The sequence below is a fragment of the Parvibaculum sp. genome (genome assembly GCF_002684405.1).
GTDB lineage: Bacteria > Pseudomonadota > Alphaproteobacteria > Parvibaculales > Parvibaculaceae > Parvibaculum.
Window position 1 is genome coordinate 1 of the sequence record NZ_NYVD01000051.1, and the last position, 16,759, is coordinate 16,759.

14 protein-coding genes are annotated in these 16,759 nt (G+C 58.7%); 5 read left to right on the top strand and 9 right to left on the bottom strand.

Annotation, left to right across the window (positions count from 1 at the left end):
• A partial coding sequence (gene phaC, locus CMI59_RS04535) for a class I poly(R)-hydroxyalkanoic acid synthase (protein ID WP_293325339.1) occupies positions 1 to 1,515 on the top strand: 1,515 nt, incomplete at its 5' end.
• Positions 1,516 to 1,556: 41 nt separating this feature from the next.
• Here phaC and CMI59_RS04540 read toward each other — a convergent pair.
• A complete protein-coding gene (locus tag CMI59_RS04540; protein ID WP_293325342.1) occupies positions 1,557 to 2,816 on the bottom strand; it encodes a DUF5677 domain-containing protein in 1,260 nt (419 codons plus the stop codon).
• A 346-nt stretch (positions 2,817 to 3,162) separates the two neighbouring features.
• Complete coding sequence (locus tag CMI59_RS04545; protein WP_293325345.1) at positions 3,163 to 4,005, bottom strand: class I SAM-dependent methyltransferase; 843 nt, start codon at positions 4,003 to 4,005, stop codon at positions 3,163 to 3,165.
• Positions 4,006 to 4,275: 270 nt separating this feature from the next.
• On the opposite strand from CMI59_RS04545, the gene CMI59_RS04550 reads away from it, so the two are divergent.
• A complete protein-coding gene (locus CMI59_RS04550; RefSeq protein WP_293325347.1) occupies positions 4,276 to 5,121 on the top strand; it encodes an EamA family transporter in 846 nt (281 codons plus the stop codon).
• Positions 5,122 to 5,124: 3 nt separating this feature from the next.
• Here the strand turns inward: CMI59_RS04550 and CMI59_RS04555 are convergent, their stop codons facing one another.
• The 3 genes from CMI59_RS04555 to CMI59_RS04565 all read right to left on the bottom strand — a co-directional run bounded on the left by CMI59_RS04555 (position 5,125) and on the right by CMI59_RS04565 (position 8,688).
• Positions 5,125 to 6,522 (bottom strand): DUF1566 domain-containing protein, encoded by a 1,398-nt coding sequence (locus CMI59_RS04555; RefSeq protein WP_293325350.1) that lies wholly within the window; start codon positions 6,520 to 6,522, stop codon positions 5,125 to 5,127.
• A gap of 458 nt (positions 6,523 to 6,980) precedes the next feature.
• The gene (gene argC, locus CMI59_RS04560) at positions 6,981 to 7,934 is read right to left on the bottom strand and encodes an N-acetyl-gamma-glutamyl-phosphate reductase (protein WP_293325353.1); all 954 of its coding nucleotides are present in this window, start codon (positions 7,932 to 7,934) and stop codon (positions 6,981 to 6,983) included.
• Positions 7,935 to 8,016: 82 nt separating this feature from the next.
• Positions 8,017 to 8,688: a TetR/AcrR family transcriptional regulator gene (locus tag CMI59_RS04565; RefSeq protein WP_293325355.1), complete on the bottom strand. Its 672-nt coding sequence runs from the start codon at positions 8,686 to 8,688 to the stop codon at positions 8,017 to 8,019.
• 236 nt (positions 8,689 to 8,924) lie between these two features.
• Between CMI59_RS04565 and CMI59_RS04570 the strand changes: the two genes are divergently transcribed.
• Both CMI59_RS04570 and CMI59_RS04575 read left to right on the top strand, forming a co-directional pair.
• The gene (locus CMI59_RS04570; RefSeq protein ID WP_293325357.1) at positions 8,925 to 10,238 is read left to right on the top strand and encodes an NtaA/DmoA family FMN-dependent monooxygenase; all 1,314 of its coding nucleotides are present in this window, start codon (positions 8,925 to 8,927) and stop codon (positions 10,236 to 10,238) included.
• A 312-nt stretch (positions 10,239 to 10,550) separates the two neighbouring features.
• Complete coding sequence (locus CMI59_RS04575) at positions 10,551 to 12,860, top strand: AAA family ATPase (protein ID WP_293325360.1); 2,310 nt, start codon at positions 10,551 to 10,553, stop codon at positions 12,858 to 12,860.
• 82 nt (positions 12,861 to 12,942) lie between these two features.
• Here CMI59_RS04575 and rpsI read toward each other — a convergent pair whose 3' ends face one another.
• The 4 genes from rpsI to CMI59_RS04595 form a co-directional block, all read right to left on the bottom strand.
• Positions 12,943 to 13,449 (bottom strand): 30S ribosomal protein S9, encoded by a 507-nt coding sequence (rpsI, locus tag CMI59_RS04580; protein WP_293325362.1) that lies wholly within the window; start codon positions 13,447 to 13,449, stop codon positions 12,943 to 12,945.
• Complete coding sequence (gene rplM, locus CMI59_RS04585) at positions 13,449 to 13,913, bottom strand: 50S ribosomal protein L13 (protein ID WP_293325365.1); 465 nt, start codon at positions 13,911 to 13,913, stop codon at positions 13,449 to 13,451. The genes rpsI and rplM overlap by 1 nt, the downstream gene beginning before the upstream one ends.
• A gap of 211 nt (positions 13,914 to 14,124) precedes the next feature.
• A complete protein-coding gene (locus tag CMI59_RS04590) occupies positions 14,125 to 15,534 on the bottom strand; it encodes an MFS transporter (RefSeq protein WP_293325371.1) in 1,410 nt (469 codons plus the stop codon).
• 107 nt (positions 15,535 to 15,641) lie between these two features.
• Positions 15,642 to 16,070, bottom strand: a complete 429-nt coding sequence (locus CMI59_RS04595; RefSeq protein ID WP_293325374.1) for a PaaI family thioesterase — start codon at positions 16,068 to 16,070, stop codon at positions 15,642 to 15,644.
• A gap of 100 nt (positions 16,071 to 16,170) precedes the next feature.
• On the opposite strand from CMI59_RS04595, the gene CMI59_RS04600 reads away from it, so the two are divergent.
• A complete protein-coding gene (locus CMI59_RS04600; protein ID WP_293325368.1) occupies positions 16,171 to 16,719 on the top strand; it encodes a GNAT family N-acetyltransferase in 549 nt (182 codons plus the stop codon).
• Positions 16,720 to 16,759: the final 40 nt, after the last annotated feature.

The window sequence follows — 16,759 nt, forward strand, 5'->3', positions numbered from 1 at the left end:
GAGCCTGTCGCGCCGCTGGCCGAGCCCGCCCGCTCCGACAAGCGCTTCCGCGACCCCGACTGGCAGGAAAACCTCGTCTTCGACGTGATGAAACAGGCCTATCTGCTGACCGCGAAATGGCTGGTCGACCAGGTGGAGCAAACCGATGGGCTCGACAAGCACACCCGCCAGAAGGCGGACTTCTATATGCGCCAGCTTTCCAACGCGATTTCGCCGTCGAACTTCCCCGTCACCAATCCGGAAATCCTGCGCACGACGCTCGCCACCAATGCCGAGAACCTCGCCAAGGGCATGAAGCATCTCTTCGAGGATGTGGACCGGGGCCATGGCAAGCTGCAGATCCAGCAGACCGATATGTCCGCCTTCGAGCTCGGCAAGAATATCGCGCTGACGCCGGGCAAGGTCGTCTACCAGAACGACCTGATGCAGCTCATTCAGTATGAGCCCACGACGGAGACGGCGCACAAAACGCCGCTTCTCATCTTCCCGCCCTGGATCAACAAATATTACATCCTCGACCTGACGCCGCAGAAGTCGCTCATCAAATATTGCGTCGACAATGGCTACACCGTCTTCGTCGCAAGCTGGGTGAACCCGGACGCGCATCTCGCGATGAAGAGCTTCGAGGACTACATGTATGAGGGTGTCTATGCCGCCCTCGACGCGGTGGAACAGGCGACCGGCGAAAAGGAAGTGAACGCCGTCGGCTATTGCATCGGCGGCACCCTGCTCGCCTGCTCGCTCGCCCATATGGCGGCCAAGGGCGACACCCGCATCAAGTCTGCGACCTTCCTCGTCGCGCAGGTGGACTTCTCCGAAGCGGGCGATCTGCAGGTCTTCATCGACGAGGACCAGATTTCGGAAATCGAAAAGGAGATGAAGCAGAAGGGCGGCTATCTGAAGGGGTCGACCATGGCCAACACCTTCAACATGCTGCGCTCCAACGACCTGATCTGGAACTATGTCGTCAACAATTACATGCTGGGCCGCGAACCCATGCCCTTCGACATTCTCTACTGGAATGCCGATGCGACGCGCCTGCCCGCCGCCATGCATGTGTTCTATATGCGGCAATGCTATCTGGAGAACCGCCTCTCGAAAGGCGAAATGGTGCTGGGCGGCGAGAAGCTCGACCTGACGAAGATCAGCATACCGACTTATCTGCAATCGAGCCGCGAGGACCACATCTCACCCTTCAACTCCGTCTACAAGGCAACGAAGCTCTTTTCAGGGCCGATGCGCTTCATCGTGGCGGGCTCGGGGCATATCGCGGGCGTCATCAACCCGCCGCTGGCGAACAAATATTACTACCTCACAAACGAGGAATTCCCGGAGTCGCCCTATGTCTGGGCCGACACCGCCGAACAGCATCCCGGCTCCTGGTGGCCGGACTGGGTGGAATGGCTCGACGAAAAATCCGGCGAGCAGGTGCCCGCCCGCGTACCCGGCGACGGCAAGCTCGACGTCATCGAGGAAGCGCCGGGGTCATATGTGACGGTGAAGTCGGAGGATTGAGGCCCGCCTCCTATCCACTGCAAAGCTCATTTAATTCGTATTTAGTCGGATTGCCTCTGGCTTCGAGCATGATCCTTTTTTAACTGACGCTGGGCGCGTCTAAACTCATGTACTATTTCATCTCTCAGCATCACCAAGACTCTGAGCTTGACGATTTCGTCCATTTTCATTTTCGTCCTAAATAGCAAACCCGTCGCTAGAGTAAGATTAAAGGCAGTGTTTTCTCCCGGCTCTGCCATACCCGCATTACTCGCCCCAGCAATAATCTCATCCGTAAAATAGTCTATATGGCTATGACTGGAAGTTATTCCTCTAACGCCTGCATGGACACTATAGCTCGCCATCTTATAGGTTGACCGCATATCGACGCGTCCAGCTGCTTGTTCAAGGTCCTTAAATGTAGGACGAGTACTACCCAAATATTCTGCGGCCCACCCATACGCCCCGCCAAACGAGCGTCCATATAATTCGAGTACGGAATTATAGTAACGTTCAGTATCCCTTCTGAGTTTTTTCGATATTTTGACACTATCGCCCTCATCGAGGCGAAGAGCTTCATCCAAAGCTTGTTTTTGTGCTACCGCCTCATGATCGAGATATCTTTTGCCCACAACATCCCCACCATCCGAAATAAGCGTCATAACAACACCGATTTCATAAAGAGTGCGCCATCGGGCCACTGCTCCGTTTGCGTATCCATTTTCCAGCAGAATCAAAATCTCAGACGAAACCTGACATGCACGTGCATGCAATTTCACTAAAGCTAGGCGCGCATAAGGAATCCGTTTTTTTGCGCGAGACCTCCTCAATTTTTCGCTGGTCTCCTCCCCAATATCTCTGGAAATCTCAATAAGCAGCTTCAGTAAAAAGAAAGCCTCGCCCCAACGAGCCTGAACATTAGACAAAAAAACTTCTGTTGTTTTTTCATCCCATAAATAGTACTCGGCCCAGGTTTCTTTGAAATCATCCAAAATAGATGACGCAATTGACTCTGATGAAGAATTAATTACATTCGTTAAATCGTCAAAAAAAGAAGAAACAGAATTATTTAGATATTCAACATCATCCTTTGTTATTCGAACATTCACATTACCTCCAAGAGAAGAATCTTCCAAAAAAATCCCATCCGCAGGCAATGTTCCGCTAAAAATAATGTCTGATAATTTTTTTGCCAGTTCAGTTTTTTTCTTTTTTGGTATTTGGTGTTCGCTTTTGCTTATTTTTTCAATTAGTAATTTTTCGACAAATGAACGTGGAATGTCTTTAATTATTTCATCAAACGCCTTTTGAATTTTTCCCATCCCAACACCCCAAAATTGTGACGCACCTATGGAAACACGTTATTTCATTCTCGAAAATTCTTTATCACCAAGGATTGCTAGAGGTCACCGGGGCCTTACACGATGACAAATCGGAGGATTGAGACGCCGCCGTCATTGCGAGCGGCAGCGAAGCAATCCAGTGCGATACGGCAAGGCATGGATTGCGTCGTCGCTCCGCTCCTCGCAATGACGGGGAAGCGTTTGGGGGAAGCCTGTCCCCACACAACAAATGTCATCCCGGCGTAAGCCGGGACCCATTGGCCTTTCGGCAAATGACTATTGCGAGTGGATCCCGGCTTCCGCCGGGATGACACCCAGAGGGAATTCAGAGCTTCGCCCGCAGCACATACATGAACGGGAGCGACGGCCTGTCGGGCGGCATGGCGTAGAGGCCGTCTTCCATCTGGACCATGCCGTCCCAGGTATTGAGAATGTTGCGGTCGAGTTCACGTAGCTCCGTAATCGTAAGCCCGGCGCGGATGAGCGCGGTGACGACCTCTCCCAGCGGATGGTTCCACTGCACGCTTGGCGCGTCGGCCTCGCTTTCATATCCGCCCGCATAGGTGACGGCGCCGCCTTCGCGAAACCCTTCCGGCGGCGTGAAATAGGGATAGCGCAGCCGCGTGCCGTCGCCCTGCTCGTCCAGCATCCATTCCAGCGGATGAAACTCGAAGAGGTAAAGCTCGCCGCCGGGCTTCAGGAGATCACGCACGACGCGCGCCCAGCGATCCATATCCGGCAGCCAGGGCAGCGCGCCGATGCCCGTATAGACGATGTCATAGGTCTCGCCGAGGGCTGAGGGCGCGTCATAGACATCCGCCGTGACGAAGCGCGCTTCGAGCCCGGTTTCCTCCGCAAGCTGCCGCGCCACCGCCATCGCCTCGCCGGAAAAATCGAGGCCTGTGACCTTGGCCCCGAGCCGCGCCCAGGAGAGCGTGTCGAGACCGAAATGACACTGGAGATGGACGAGCGACTTGCCACTCACATCGCCAAGGTCTTCGACCTCCAGCTTTTGCAGCGAAAGCGCACCGGCGCGGAAGGCCTCGACATTATAGATCGGCGATTTGAGATGGCCCGGCAGGGTCGCATCCCACATCTCCCGGTTCTGCTCGCGCCAATCCCTATCCTGTCTGCCCTTATCCTGCCCGCCTTCATTCTGCCTTGGCATTTCATCCTCCTGCGGAAAACAAAGCCGGCCAGATTGATGGGTTTGGAGGGATTGCGCTACTGAAATTTCCAGATGTCGTCATGGCCCGGCTTGTCCGGGCCATCCACGCCTTTAAACGTCGCAAAGACGTGGATACCCCGCATAAAGCGGGGCATGACGAAGGCATATACGGGTTCCGCGCAAAGCCCTTTCCAGAAAATCGGGCTCCGAATCGCGGCCCGCCCGGGCTAGGGTCTCCGCGCCGCCATCCCGCGGCGTCAGGAGTTTCGATTGTCCGCCAGCGTCACCGCCCTCGTCCTTCTCGCCGCCCTGCTGCATGCCTGCTGGAATGCCATGGTGAAGTCCACCGGCGACCGGATGGTGATGATGGGCTGGATCGCGGGCACGACCAGTCTGATCGCCCTGCCCCTCGTCTTTTTCGTGGAGCTGCCCTCATGGGAGGTCGCGCGCATCCTCGTCGTCGCGGTCTGCATCCACACGACCTATATGCTGCTGCTGATCAGCGCCTATGAGCATGGCGATTTCGGGCAGGTCTATCCGCTGGCGCGCGGCTTTGCGCCCGCCCTGGTGACCATGGCGGGCTTTGCCATGGGCGAAGCGCTGGCGCCGCATGCGACGCTCGCCATCGGCCTCATCATCGCAGGCATTGTGAGCCTTGCCTGGCGGCGGCGACCCGATGGGGAAGCGGAGCCCCGCGACCTGCGCGGCATCACCTATGCGCTCGGCACCGGGCTTGCCATTGCGAGTTATTCCGTCGTGGACGGTATCGGCGGACGCACCGCGGCGACGCCCGAGGCCTATGTGGTCTGGCTCTTCCTGCTGCACGGGCTTCCCGTCACCGCGATTGCCTTCATCCGGCGGGGGCCTTCGAAGATATTCGCCTCGCGCAAGGTGGCGCTGGCCGGAATGGGCGGCGCGGCGATGTCCATGATCGCCTATGGGATCGTGATCTGGGCGATGAAGTTCTCGCCGCTTGGCCCCGTCTCCGCGCTACGCGAAACCAGCGTCGTTTTCGCCGCGCTGATTTCCGGCCTTGTGCTGAAGGAAGGGCTCGGCCCCCGCGCGCTCATCGCGGCCTGCGTCGTGGCGGCGGGGGTCGTGCTCCTGAGGGTGTGAGTTTCAGCCGGCAGAGCGCACGCAGCGGACGTAATTATAGACGCGCTGCACATCGCCCTGCGGCCCATGGCCATAGACAGGATAGCTCGACGGATCGCCGGTCTTGGGGTCGCTGCGCTGCGCGCCCACGCCATGCACATCCATGACATCGCCCGGCGACGCCGAGGAACTGCCCCGGTTGGACCCCATGCCGGGAGGCGGACCCATATTGCCGAAGGGCGGGCGGCCGCCGCCGAACAACCCGCCGCCATTGGGCGCGCCGGGCCGGGAGCCGTTAGGCCCGGTGCCGAGCGCTTCGCCGAAATAGACGACCACCGCGGACCCGCCCCGGACACGCCCGTCGAGATGCGTGGTGGAGGACCAGTACCCGGCATAGTCCGGCTTGCCCGCCTCGTCGGTGATTTCGGTTGCACCGAAAACGGGATCGATGGCCGCCGATTGCGTGGCCTGCGGCGAGCGCGTGTAGTCGAGGATAGTTTGCAGCGCCTTGGCGTTCGGCAGCCGCCAATCGTCATGACCGCTATAGGAAAGCGCCTCGCAGAAGGCAAGCGCCTCCGGCCAGTCCATACGGCCGTCCTTATAATAGGTGTCGGCAAGCGCGGCGCGGAAGGCGGCATCGCCGCTATCCCCCTTCATCCATTGAAGGCCCGTCGCACTGTCGGTGACCGTGCCGTTCCCATTGTCGTGGAAGTCGTTCTTGCCATAGGCGGGGTTGCCGCGCACGAGGCGCAAATACCAGCCGCCACCGTTGCGCCGCCTGCGCTGCGGATAGCCCTTGATGCGCCCGTCGGCGAAATTGACGCCGAAAAACGCCGCTTGATGCATAGCGCGCCCCTTATAGGCGGTGGAGGTCAGATATTGCGCGTCGATGTATCGGTTCGTAGACGGATATTCGAAATCGAACGCCGCGGTATCGATGAAGGGAACCGCATCGGATGGCGCGGAGCTGCTCTCGGGCCGGGCGCGGCCGGTGGTTCCGTTGAAATCCATCAGCGAGTAAAGCTCCTTGATGGTCGGCACGCGCCAGTCCTTGTAGCCGCCCGTGTCGGCCATCCGGGCGACGATAGCGGCATTCCCGAAGGATACGTTGCGCGTAAAGCCCTTCTGCCACATGAGCCCGGTAACGCTATCCGTCACCGTGCCATCGCCATTATCGACGTAATGCGGCGTGTTGATGCGGTATTGCGCATCCTGCCCGTAACCGCGCTCGCCCGGCGCGGGACAGGCACGCGGGCCGCCCGTATTCGCATCGGCCCCGTAACAATCCGTCTGCCCCGTATCGGGAATGCGGAATGTCGTGCCGACCGCTTCCGATGCGGCGGCAATCAGCGTCGCGACCAGCAACACGGCAATAATAAAAAGTCCGGCCCATATGGGACGGTAAAAAGGTCTGATGTCCACCTCATGCCCTCCAGCAATCTCCGTTATGGAGATAGATACGGGCGGGAGGTGAAATTCAGTCGGAGAAAATGCGGCGTCATGCCCCGCTTCATGCGGGGCATCCACGACTTACGCCGCGGAAAGACGTGGATGGCCCGGACAAGCCGGGCCATGACGGACACAAAGATTAGAGATCGACGCTTAGCTTCTTGATGCGCCGATTAATTCCTCCAGCGTCATCTCCGCGAGGTCGGCAGCCGGACGCCATCGCCATGCGCGGGCGGGACCCATTGGCATTTCGGCAAATTTGAGAGGTGATTGGGTCCCGGCAACGAGTGCCGGGACGACACTGATGGTTTGTTTTCCACCCAACTCCAAACACCTGCTGTCATCCCGGGATTTATTCCCGGGATCTATTGACCGCTGCGGCAAGTGATTGTGGCGAGTGGGTCCCGGCTTTCGCCGGGATGACACACATTTTAAAGATCGACGCCCAGACCTTCTTCCGCGCCGGTCATGATGTTGAGGCACTGCACGGCCTGGCCCGACGCGCCCTTGCCGAGATTGTCGAGAAGCGCCACGAGCCTTGCCTGCTGCGTCTGCTCATTGCCGAAGACGAAGAGCTTCAGCCGGTTGGTGCCGTTGAGGCCTTCCGGGTCGAGCCCCTTCATGGCGTCCGTTTCTTCCGCGCTCGCCACGCTGACGAATTGCCGGCCTTCGAAATGCTTCGCCAGCACATCCCGCAGCGCGGCGGGCGTCGGCGTGCCCTCGAGCGCCCAGAGCTGGAGCGGCACGTCCACGATCATGCCCTGCGCATAACGGCCCACGGCAGGCGCGAAAAGCGGCGGATGGGAAAGCCCGCCATAGGCCTGCATTTCCGGCACATGCTTGTGCGCAAGCGTGAGCGCATAGGTGCGGTAATTGTCCTTGGTGTGGTTGGCGGCGCTCTCGTCCTCGAACTCGGCGATCATGCCCTTGCCGCCGCCGGAATAGCCCGACACGGCATTGACGGTGAGCGGCCAGCCCGACGGCACGAGCCCCGCATCGACCAGCGGCCGCACGAGCGCGATCATGCCGGTCGGATAGCAGCCCGGATTGGTGACCCGCATGGCGCCGGAGATTTCCTGCTTCTGCGAGGGCGTCATTTCCGGGAAGCCATAGGTCCAGCCATCGGCCACCCGATGCGCGGTGGAGGCGTCGATTACCCGTGTGCGGTCATTGTCGATGAGCGTGACTGCCTCACGCGCGGCGTCGTCCGGCAGGCAGAGAATGACGACATCGGCTTCATTGAGCGCCTCGCGCCGGGCAGCCGCGTCCTTGCGCTTCTCCTCGCCGAGCGAGATGAAGTCGAGATCGGAACGCTGCGCCAGCCGAGACTTGATCTGAAGACCCGTCGTGCCGACTTCGCCGTCGATGAAAATTCTGGTCGCCATGTTTCCAGCTCCTGTTCGAGAGCGAGGGGATATATGGATCGGGGAAAGACCGCAAGACACCGCGGAAAAGCGATGCGCCGGGCTAATCCGCCGCCGCCGGTTTGCGGCGGGGCTTTTTCGGCGGTTTTATGGAGGTTTCGGCCCCTTCGACGCCCAGAATACGCCGCAGCAGGTCCGCCAGATCCGCAATATCCTGCGGGATGCGGTCGTCCGCGCGGCTGGCGGAGGCATGGAAGATGCCGTCAAGCGTGAGGCTGACCTGGCGCGCCGTTCGCTTCACATCCACCTTGCGGAAAGTGCCCCGCCGGATGCCGCGCCGGATCGCCTTTTCCAGCACCTCCTGCTCGCGGGCATAGAACTCGCCGATCATCTGGCCGATCTCGTCATGCCGGTCGCCGGAGACGGAATAATCCGCCATCAGCTTCACCATCCTGAGAAGCGTGGGTGCCATCTCGATATTGGCGTCGAGCCAGGCGCCGATCTCGCCCAGCGGGTCGCCGCTCTCCTCCGCCGTGCGCGCGGAATAGCTGTCCAGAAACTCGCCGATCGCATGAGCGAGCGTGGAGCGGACCAGATGATCCTTGTCGTCGAAATAGTGATAGATGAGCGCGACATTCATCCCGCAGCCGCGCGCAATGTCGCGCACCGTGACGATGGTGTAGTGCCGCTCGGCAAAAAGCTTGAGCGCCCCTTCCAGGATCAGCTCTTTCCGCTCCGCCGGGTCCAGCCGCTTTCTCGTCTGCTTGCCGCTCATCTTCCGTTCCTGACCATCCGGCTCTTAGGCCGCCGATGCTTAGGGGGTCGGCGCACAAGGTAGTGACGCCCGCCTGCTATTGCAAAATATCCCTACCCCGCCACGGGCCTTCGCGCCCTCCCCAATAAAACCCTTGCCAGCCACTATTAAACAAGCGCTTAATAGTGGCGACACCCGATTGTTTCGTATCCGTCCGGCTCCCTCATATCCAGGCGGCAGAGTTTCGAGGATATCCAATGACCGACAAGCGTTTTCACCTCTCATGGTTCATGAACTTCACGCCGGACGAATGGCGCGAACCCTTCGGCAATGGCGGCACGCCCTGGGACGGAGAGTTCTATATCGAGATGGCGAAGATGCTGGACCGGGCCTGCTTCGACTACATCATGATCGAGGACAAGCTCATGGTGCCGGAGATCTACGGCGGCAGCCGCGACCTGGCGCTGAAAGCCGCCATGATCGCACCCAAGCACGATCCCGCGCCGCTGGCCGTCGCCATGGGCATGGCGACGCAACATCTCGGCGTCATCGCCACCATGTCCACCATGGCCTACCCGCCCTTCATGCTGACGCGGCTTTCCTCCACTATCGACAGCCTGACGAAAGGCCGTTTCGGCTGGAACGTCGTGACGAGCGCGGAAGACCTCGCTGCGCAGAACTTCAACATGGACGCGCTGCCGCCGCGCGAGCAGCGCTATGCGATGGCCGACGAATATATGGAGGTCGTGCACAAGCTCTTTGAAAGCTGGGAGCCGGACGCGGTGGTGCTGGACCGCGAAAACGGCGTCTATGCCGACCCGTCCAAGGTGCACACCATCGACCACAAGGGCGAGTTCTTCAATGTGCGCGGACCGCTCAACACCGTGCCCTCGCCGCAGGGAAAACCCGTCTTCGTGCAGGCCGGCGCCTCGCCGCGCGGGCGCGATTTCGCCGCCACCCATGCGGACTCCATCGTCTCGGTCGCAAACGGCGTCGAAGGCATGAAGGCCTTCCGCGACGATATTCGCGCGCGCGCCGAAAAACTCGGCCGCAATCCGGACGACATCAAGGTGCTCTTCTGCATCACGCCGACGCTCGGCGAGACGGAAAAGGAAGCCCGCGAGAAATACGACCGCGTGATGATGTCGGACAATTTCGTCACCGACATTCTGGTCTCCATGTCGGGCATCACCGAAATCGACTTCGCGCAATTCGACCTCGACAAGCCGCTGCCGGAAAAGCTGGTGACGAACGGCGAGTCCGGCACGCTCGACAAGTTCCAGCAATGGGGCAGCGGCAAGACCCTGCGCGAACTCGCCGCCGACAGCGGCGGCGGCATGGTGTCGTCGCTGGAACTGATCGGCACGCCCGACCAGGTGGCCGAGCGCATGGGCGAAGCGATGGCAGAAGTGGGCGGCGACGGCTTCCTCGTCACGACGCCGACCCTGCGCGTCAGCCGCCGCTATGTGGTGGAAGTAACGGACGGCCTCGTGCCTGCCCTCCAGAAGCGCGGCCTGATGCGCACGGAATACAAGCACAAGCTGCTGCGGGATAACCTGCGGGAGTTTTAACGGCTGCCGTCATTGCGAGCGCAAGCGAAGCAATCCAGAGGCGGCAACCGCCGGACTGGATTGCTTCGTCGCTTCGCTCCTCGCAATGACGAAGAAACAAAAAGGGCGCCTCGGAAAACCGGGCGCCCTGATCTATTTCGAGCGAGACAATTCTCGAACATCCAAATTATTGAAAACAAACAACAATATAACGAGCGGCACCAATTAGCTCTTAAAAGCGATAAAATTTAACACAATCACTACACTCCAACATAAAGTACATAGCAAACAGGGAAGACCTCACCGCGACTTTGTCCTAACAAAAGATTTCCTATGGCAAAAATATCCAAGATAAAGAAGGTCAAGAATCTCGGCTTGGTCTTTTCAGACTTCTCATGGAAGCCAGCAACTCCAAGCTTCAAAGAAGTGAACCTAGTCTACGGATGGAATGGTTGCGGCAAAACAACGCTGACGCGCTGGTTCAGTGAAGTTGAAGAATCCTCCCAATCAAACATTCAATATGAGTTTGAGGTGGAGGATGGCACAAGCTTCAAGGAGGCTGACGAGTTCACAACCTCCATCCGAGTTTTCAACCAAGACTATATCGAAGAAAACGTTCGCATCCTGGACTCCCGCGCAAACACCATTTCAATTTTGCTTGGTGCGACGAACAAGAAACTCGTCGAGCAGATCCGGCGCGACGAAACGACCCTAAACGGCGATGCTAATGATCCCAAAAACGTAGGGAAACTTCATGAGTTTCAGGGCTACACCCAGAAGAAGCAAAGAAAAGAAAAAGAGAATGAGAAAGCCTTTAGCGAGGTCGCCAAGACTATAGGAGCCGCGATATCAGGACGATCCGGAGCTCCCCGAAACTACCGGAGCCCGAATGCCAAGAAAGATTTCGCCAATCTCACTGAACCGCGCCTTCTCACCGATGATGAAATAGAGAAAAGCACCTTAGCAATCCGCCAAGAAATGCTCGACGAGCTTGATCCAATTGAAGCAAAAGCAATCTCTACGGACGGCGTAAAACACAACATCATTGAGTCACTCTCAAACTGCTACGAGCAAGGACGAAAGCTGAGTGCCACAAGCGTCGAAGCTGAAGCGATAAGCCGCCTGACCGAAAATCCCGACATCGCAGAGTGGGTCGAGCAAGGCAAATTACTCCATGAAAGACACGAGTCTGATAAGTGCGAGTATTGCGGCAACGCCATCTCTCCCGCGCGCCTGCTGCAGCTAGCGAAGCATTTCAACGACGAAGATCGAAGGCTCAAAGAACGCATTGAGGTTGTTCTTGCTCAGCTTCGAGAAATTCACGGATTTCTAACGCGAATGAGTCTCTACGACGAAGTTCGTCTGTACCATGAGTTAAGAGAAAAATATCGGCTCGTCGAAAACGAGTTTGAACAATCCAAAGCATTGCTCTTAGCCCAAGTTACTGCTCTCGGAACGATACTCCGGGACAAAAAAGCGGAAACAAACAAAGTTGTTCCTCTCGAGGTCAAATTCGATGTTCAAAAATTTCAATCCGCTCTCTCTTCTCTCAATTCTGTTTTGAACGAGCACAATGTCAAAACGAAAGGCTTTCAGGCAATTCAAGCTGATGCTGAGAAAAAGCTAACAGAGCATCATCTGAGTTCGATTTTTGAAGACGTAACAAATCGAAGAAAAGAAATAGAAACACTTGAAGAGGATCTAGTCAAAAGAGAACAAGAAATATCTATAGTTCAAGCACGAATAGCGCACGCGCGTTCGCAGATTTCATCAACTCACAAGGCGTGCACGCAAATCAGTGAAAACCTAACAACGTTCTTAGGAAGAAACGAACTAACTTTCACACCCGATATAGAGGTCGTTACAAACGACGATGGCATCCAGGAAGAGATAACAACTGGCTACAAGATTATGAGAGGTGAAAAACCAGCAACCCGATTGAGCGAAGGAGAAAAAACAGCCATCGCATTCGTCTATTTTGTAGTCCACCTCAGTGACGGACAATTCCAGAAACAAAACGGGATCGTAGTTGTCGATGATCCAGTATCGAGTTTGGATTCAAATTCGCTCTACCAAGCGTTCTCGTTCCTGAAGAATGCTGTGAAAGACTGCGAGCAGGTTATCATCCTGACTCACAATTTTGATTTTTTGAAATTGCTAATCAACTGGCGAGGTGGCGCACGAAAAAAGAAGACCGGCTTCTATATGGTCAACAACTATATGGATGGTGATAGCCGACGAGCTTCAATCGATGCGATGGATTCAGAACTTCAGGAGTACGAAAGCGAGTACCACTACTTGTTTAAGCGACTCAGAGAGATGCGCGACGAACAAGATGGCTCGATAGCCCGAGCCTATCCTGTACCTAATATTGCTCGGAAGGTATGGGAGTCCTTCCTCATGTATCGGGTACCAAACAGCCAATCATTCTATCTAAAGATGGATATGTTGAAAAATACTGGCTTCGACGCACAAAAACTCGATGCAATCTACAAATTCACGAACGATCAATCTCACATCACCGGCGCCGGTTTTAATCCTTCCTTGGTTCCTGAAACAAAGAAGGTACTCAATGAGATATTCGAAATGATGAAAACCATTGCACCAGATCACTATTCGGTGCTGGACGAAGCAACAAAATAATTCTGTACCATCCTCTTTGGACAACAAAAAAGGGCGCCCCGGTAATCCGGGGCGCCCTGATTTTGTGTCCAGCAGAAGCGGATTAACGCTTCGAGAACTGGAAGCTGCGGCGGGCCTTGCGCTTGCCGTACTTTTTGCGTTCCACGACGCGCGAGTCGCGCGTGAGGAAGCCTTCAGCCTTCAGCGCCGGGCGGAGCGCCGGCTCGTAATAGGTCAGCGCACGGGAGATACCGTGACGCAGCGCACCGGCCTGGCCGGACAGACCGCCGCCCACCACAGTGCAGGTGATGTCGAACTGGTCTTCGCGCTGAGCGGTTTCAAGCGGCTGGCGCAGGATCATGCGCAGCACCGGACGCGCGAAATAGCGGTCCAGCTCCTTGCCGTTGATCATGATCTTGCCGGAACCGGGCTTCAGCCAGACGCGAGCGATCGCATCCTTGCGGCGGCCCGTGGCATAGGCACGGCCAAACTTGTCGAGCTTGGGCTCGGCGGGCGCGGCGGTTTCTTCCGCGGCCGGCGTCGTCGCCGTCGTGGAAGGCGTGCCTTCCATCGCGTCCTTCAGGTCTTCAAGGCTGTGTGTGTCGGACATCAGGCAGTCCTCGCGTTCTTGCGGTTCAGGGCAGCGAAATCGACCGTTTCCGGCTTCTGCGCCTCATGCGGATGCTCCGCACCGCCATAAACATGGAGATTGGAAAGCTGCTTGCGGCCAAGCGGTCCGCGCGGAACCATGCGCTGAACGGCCAGCTCGAGCGCGCGCTCGGGATGCGCGCCTTCCAGGATGCGCTTCGGAGAGGTCTCCTTGATACCGCCCGGATAGCCCGTGTGGCGGTAATAGCGCTTATCGTCATACTTCCGGCCCGAGAACACGACCTTGTCGGCGTTCACGATGATGACGTTGTCGCCGCAATCGATATGGGGCGTGTAGGTCGGCTTGTGCTTGCCACGCAGCCGGTTCGCGACGAACGAGGCAAGACGCCCCACCACGACGCCTTCGGCGTCGATCACGATCCACTTCTTCTCGACCTCGGCGGGCTTCGCGGGATAGGTCTTCATGCGAATTTTCCCTGTCGGCGCAGGTTGCCCGTTTTTGGCGGCACCCGGCCCTGATGGAGGAGCTAATGAAAAGGAGGCCGGAAAGGAGATTCCGGCCTCGATTGGCGCTGGATTTACGGGAGGGAGCGCCTGCTGTCAACACTAAAGAGCCGGTTCATGGCTAGAAAAACGGCTTTAAAACAGCAACTTACATTTGCGGTATCTAAATACCTCAAAAATCTTCCGGCGAGCGTCCCGCATCCCTGCCCCGGCCGCCCCGGCGCGACAGCCGCGACAGGCTGAGGATGAGCGCCAGCGCCACGCAGACCGCCGCCACCATGAGCGCTTCGCGCGCCGCGCCGTCGCCCGACAGGCGGAAAATCACCGCCGCGAAGGCCGCGCCCGTGGTCTGGCCGAGCAGGCGCGCCATGCCCAGCGTGCCGCTCGCCCCGCCCGTGCGCTCGGTCGGCGCGGCATTGATGAGCGTACGGTTATTGGGCGTCTGGAAGAAGGCAAAGCCGAGCCCGGCAAAGAACATGCGCCAGATAATGTCGAAATAGCCCGGCTGCGCGGGCATCAGCCCCAGCGACAACACGGAGGCCAGCAGCACGACGAGCCCCGCCGAGCCGAGATAGCCGGGATGAACGCGGTCGGTGAGCCGTCCCACGATCTGCGCGCAAAGGAGCAGCGCCAGCGGCCAGGGCGTCATCAGAAGGCCGGTATCGAGTTCGCTGAAGCCCAGTACATTCTGGAAATAGAAAGGCAGCGAAATGAAGATCATGAGCTGGGCGATGAAGCTCGTCACCGAGGCGCCGACCGAGAGGCTGAAAATCGGCAGCTTCAGCAGATCGACCGGGAAAAGCGGCGCATGGCGGCCGAGCTGGCGGCGGACGAGAAGGAAGCCCGCCAGCCCTGCCCCGGCAAAGGCGGCGAGCGGCACGCCGAGATTTCCCACCCCATGGCCCAGCTGCTCGATGCCGACGATGAGCAAGGCGAAGGTCGCCGCATTGAGCGCCGCGCTCGGGAAGTCGAAGCTGTGCCGCCCCCTGGTCGTCATGGGCAGGTAACGCGACAGCCAGAGCGCCAGCACGCTGAAGGGAATATTGATGAGGAAGAGCCAGTGCCAGGAGGTGAAGGAAAGGATGGCCGCGGCCAGCGTCGGCCCCGCCGCCGCCGCGACGGCCACCACCTGTGCATTGATGGCGATGCCACGCCCCAACTGCGCACGCGGATAGATGAAGCGCACCAGCGCGGTGTTGACGCTCATGATCGCCGCCGCGCCGAACCCCTGTAGCAGGCGCGCGGCCACCAGCGTCCACAAACTGTCCGACATGGCGCAGGCAAGCGAGGCGACGCCGAAGACGGCAAGCCCGAAGCGATAGATATAGCGATAGCCGTAAATTTCGCCGAGCGAGGAAAAGGCGAGCAGCGAGACCAGCACGATGAACTGATAGGCGTTCACCACCCAGACCGAATCCGCCGCCGTGACGTTGAAATCGCGCGCGATGGTCGGCAGCGCGATGTTCACGATCGCCCCGTCCAGCACGGCCATGGTGACGCCGGCGGCGACCGTGGCAATGGCGAGGTAGCGCTGGGGATTGGGAAGGCCGTCTTCCGGCACTCCCTTGAAGGGCTTGAACATCGGGGTCACTTAAGGCGCCCGGCAGACCTCCCGCCCGGCGCAATGGAATTTCGGTTACCTACCGATATAGCCCGGCCACCGCCGCTTTGCAGCCCCCACCCCATATCTCACCGGTTCGGCGGGATGGAATAGGTCGTGGTCACATGCGCGACCGGGCCGTCCTGGCCTTCCTGTTCGATCGATACCTCGCCCACGGCAAGGCGGCGGCCGAGCTTCAAGAGCCGTGCATCGGCATAGACATCCGCCGGGTCGGGCTTCCGCAGGAAATTGATATTGAGGTTCGTCGTGACGGCGAGTTCCACCGGGCCGATATGGGCGAGCACCACCGCATACATGGCGTAATCGGCGAGCGCCATGAGCGACGGCCCGGAGAGCGTGCCGCCCGGCCTCAAATTGCGGTCGCTGAACGGCAGATGCAGCCGCGTCGTGCCGGGGCCGATGGAGACGATCTCGCTGCGCGCGTCATTTTCCCGGATCTGGGGAAACACCTTGTCCAGAAAGGCTTCCAGCTCCGCCACGCTCATCACCGGCTTCATCTCGCTCACCGGACCCTCCCTCGTTTCAATTCCTGTTGGCCGCTTTTACCCCATCGGCGCTTGAGGTAAAAATGCCGCCCGACCGGATGGAGGAGCCCCGATGACAATACTGACCACGGACCGCCTCATCCTCCGGCCCTGGACCGAGGCGGATTTCGAGCCCTTCGCCGCCATGTCCGCCGACCCGGCGGTGATGGAGCATTTCCCCGCTACGCTCAGCCGCGCGGAAAGCGACGCGGTGGCCGCAAAGCTGAAGGGGCTCATCGAAGAAAACGGGATCGGCTTCTGGGCGCTGGAAGTACCGGGCGAAGCCTCCTTCATCGGCTTTACCGGTATCCAGAAAGTCATGTTCGAAGCGCCCTTCGTGCCCGCCCCGCCCGCAAGCGTTGTGGAAATCGGCTGGCGGCTGGCAAGGCCGCACTGGGGCAAGGGCTATGCCTCCGAAGCCGCGCGGGCGGCGCTGGCCTATGGGTTCGACGAATTGGGGCTGCCGGAAATCGTCTCCTTCACCGCCACGAGCAATTTACGTTCGCAAGCTGTCATGAAGCGGATCGGCATGACGCATGACCCGGCGGATGATTTCGACCATCCGAACCTGCCCGAGGGGCACAAGCTGAGGCGGCATGTGCTGTATCGGATCAGCAGGTAGGGAAGACGTGGATGCCCCGGACAAGCCGGGTCATGACGAA

Coding starts and splice junctions, on each gene's coding strand:
- CMI59_RS04595 (WP_293325374.1), bottom strand. CDS start 16,070: ATGAAGCCGGTGATGAGCGTGGCGGAGCTGGAAGCCTTTCTGGACAAG.
- argC (WP_293325353.1), bottom strand. CDS start 7,934: ATGGCGACCAGAATTTTCATCGACGGCGAAGTCGGCACGACGGGTCTT.
- CMI59_RS04575 (WP_293325360.1), top strand. CDS start 10,551: ATGGCAAAAATATCCAAGATAAAGAAGGTCAAGAATCTCGGCTTGGTC.
- CMI59_RS04570 (WP_293325357.1), top strand. CDS start 8,925: ATGACCGACAAGCGTTTTCACCTCTCATGGTTCATGAACTTCACGCCG.
- rpsI (WP_293325362.1), bottom strand. CDS start 13,449: ATGTCCGACACACACAGCCTTGAAGACCTGAAGGACGCGATGGAAGGC.
- CMI59_RS04545 (WP_293325345.1), bottom strand. CDS start 4,005: ATGCCAAGGCAGAATGAAGGCGGGCAGGATAAGGGCAGACAGGATAGG.
- CMI59_RS04600 (WP_293325368.1), top strand. CDS start 16,171: ATGACAATACTGACCACGGACCGCCTCATCCTCCGGCCCTGGACCGAG.
- CMI59_RS04565 (WP_293325355.1), bottom strand. CDS start 8,688: ATGAGCGGCAAGCAGACGAGAAAGCGGCTGGACCCGGCGGAGCGGAAA.
- rplM (WP_293325365.1), bottom strand. CDS start 13,913: ATGAAGACCTATCCCGCGAAGCCCGCCGAGGTCGAGAAGAAGTGGATC.
- CMI59_RS04540 (WP_293325342.1), bottom strand. CDS start 2,816: ATGGGAAAAATTCAAAAGGCGTTTGATGAAATAATTAAAGACATTCCA.
- CMI59_RS04590 (WP_293325371.1), bottom strand. CDS start 15,534: ATGTTCAAGCCCTTCAAGGGAGTGCCGGAAGACGGCCTTCCCAATCCC.